General features: G+C 65.5%; 1 protein-coding gene. It reads right to left on the bottom strand.

Annotated features, from left to right (window positions below; genetic code table 11):
• Positions 1 to 104: 104 nt before the first annotated feature.
• A complete protein-coding gene (locus ACYQ8L_RS18395) occupies positions 105 to 1,796 on the bottom strand; it encodes an IS1634 family transposase (RefSeq protein ID WP_459943277.1) in 1,692 nt (563 codons plus the stop codon).
• Positions 1,797 to 1,952 lie beyond the last annotated feature (156 nt).

Here is a 1,952-nt window from a genome sequence, read left to right as displayed (position 1 = left end):
ACCTGGGTTTCGGAGCTCTAGGGCGACACGGAGGGAAATCCCTCGTATCTTCGGGATGTTCCACTCGTGCCCTTGTGAACGCGTGTATCTATCGTTTCTCGGGGCTATCCGGGATTCGTCCGGATGCCAAAAACCCTCTTAGGCTCTGTAATCTCTAGGCTTTTGAAGATCTGTCGCTGTTCAGGGGTGATCTCCGAACGCTGGAAGAATCGATGATCTTTCGCTTCGAACTCCCCGGCCGTGAGCCCCGAAAGAGCGTGTGCGATCCGCGCCCAACTCTTCCCGCATCGGTGCTCCGCCACCCGCTCCAGAAGAAGCGCCAGCACGCACAGCTTCACGTGCGCCACGATCCGCTTCTCCAGCCGATGCCACATCGGCGTCATCCGGATCTGCGTGCGCTTCATCGACCGGAAGCACCGCTCGATCACCATCAGCCCCCGGTAGCCCTGGACCGCATGTTCCACACGCAGTGTGTCGTCGTTCGTCTCGATCACCCACTTGCCGTCCGTGCGCTCGGCCCGGCGCACCGCCGCCCGGTCGATCCGAAGCGTCTTCTTCCCCTTGCCCCCCACCGTGAGGTAGCGGCCGTAGCGCTGGGAGGCCCGAAGCTCCGCCGCCCACTTCTGGGTGGCGTCCAGGCTCGGATGCCGGGCCAACTCCTCTTCCAGTTCCCGGAGCACCTCCTCCCGGCGGGCACGCTGGCGCTCGGCCTCCCTGGGGTTGTAGCACAGGATCGTGCGCCTCCGGCGCACCCCCTGCCCGATAACAACCTCTTTGGCCCAAAGGTTCTCCCCAAACTTCCGGTACCGTCCCGCCCGGCAGAGCACCTCGTCGCGGATCTCGCTTTCCCCCAGTGGGGTAGCCAGGATGTAGTGGCCGCACCCCCGCGCCAGGGCCTCCCGGTTCCCGGCCGAGTTCATGCCCGCGTCCCCCACGAACACCACCCGCCCCAGCCGCCAGTCCCGCAGATCCTTGCGCACCCGCTCCACCGTGGTGACGTCCGTGGTGTTCCCCGGGAACACCCAGCTCCGGACCGGAAACCCTTCGCGCGTCACGGCAAGCGCCACCACCACCTGCGGGCTCCAGGTTCCCTCTTTGGAGTGCCCAAACCGCCGAATCCCCTCCGACGACGCATCGTCTTCCTCGTCGATCGCAAACGAGGCCGTCGTGGTGTCGTAGAAGATCACGTCCACGGCCAGGTTCAGCAGATCCGCCGTGTGGAAGAACACCTCCCGCTCCACCGCCTCCGCGTGCTCGTAGAGCCAGTCCATGGCTTCGTAGAGCCGGTCCAGACCCAGCCCCCAACACGAGGGCAGGTACACCCGCCCCAGCCACCGCTCCCACACCCCCAGTTTGGACTCCGGCGCACTCAGACGGTTGGCGACCATGGCGAATACCGCCCGCTCGTACCCACGCCCCGTGACCCGGCTCGTGCGCTCCAGCTTCCGAAGGCACGGCCCGATCCCCAGCCGCTCCCACAGGGCCTCGGCCAGCCACACGATCCCAAACTCCCGGCTCCCCAGGAACCGCACATCCCCGGGAAGGCCGGCCTCCTCCCCCGAGGGACCTTCGGCCGCGTCCATGTCTGGGTCCTCCACCCGGACCCCGCAGACCCGGGCGATCGAGCGGCACAGCCGCACCAGGGCATCGCGGTCCAGCTCGTCCGCCCGGCCGAAGTTGTGGATGACCCGGGCCGTGGAGCGCTTGCGCTGGGGATCCCACTCGTTGTGGGCGAGCTGGTAATAGCGGACGACGGAGCCGTCCTTGTTCCGGCGGGAGGTGGCTCGGATGTACATGCCTATCAGAATAGCGTGTACTCGCTGCCACTGCAATACTCTTTGCATGTGGCGTGTATCTATGCATTCCGGCGATTTTCCGAACCCACCTCCAATGAAATCGAGGGGTTACGATCCGAGAAACCCCGACATGTGCTCAAATCTCCGAAACCCAGG

Source organism: Deferrisoma palaeochoriense (assembly GCF_054656955.1).
This window is presented reverse-complemented; position numbering and strand designations above follow the sequence as displayed.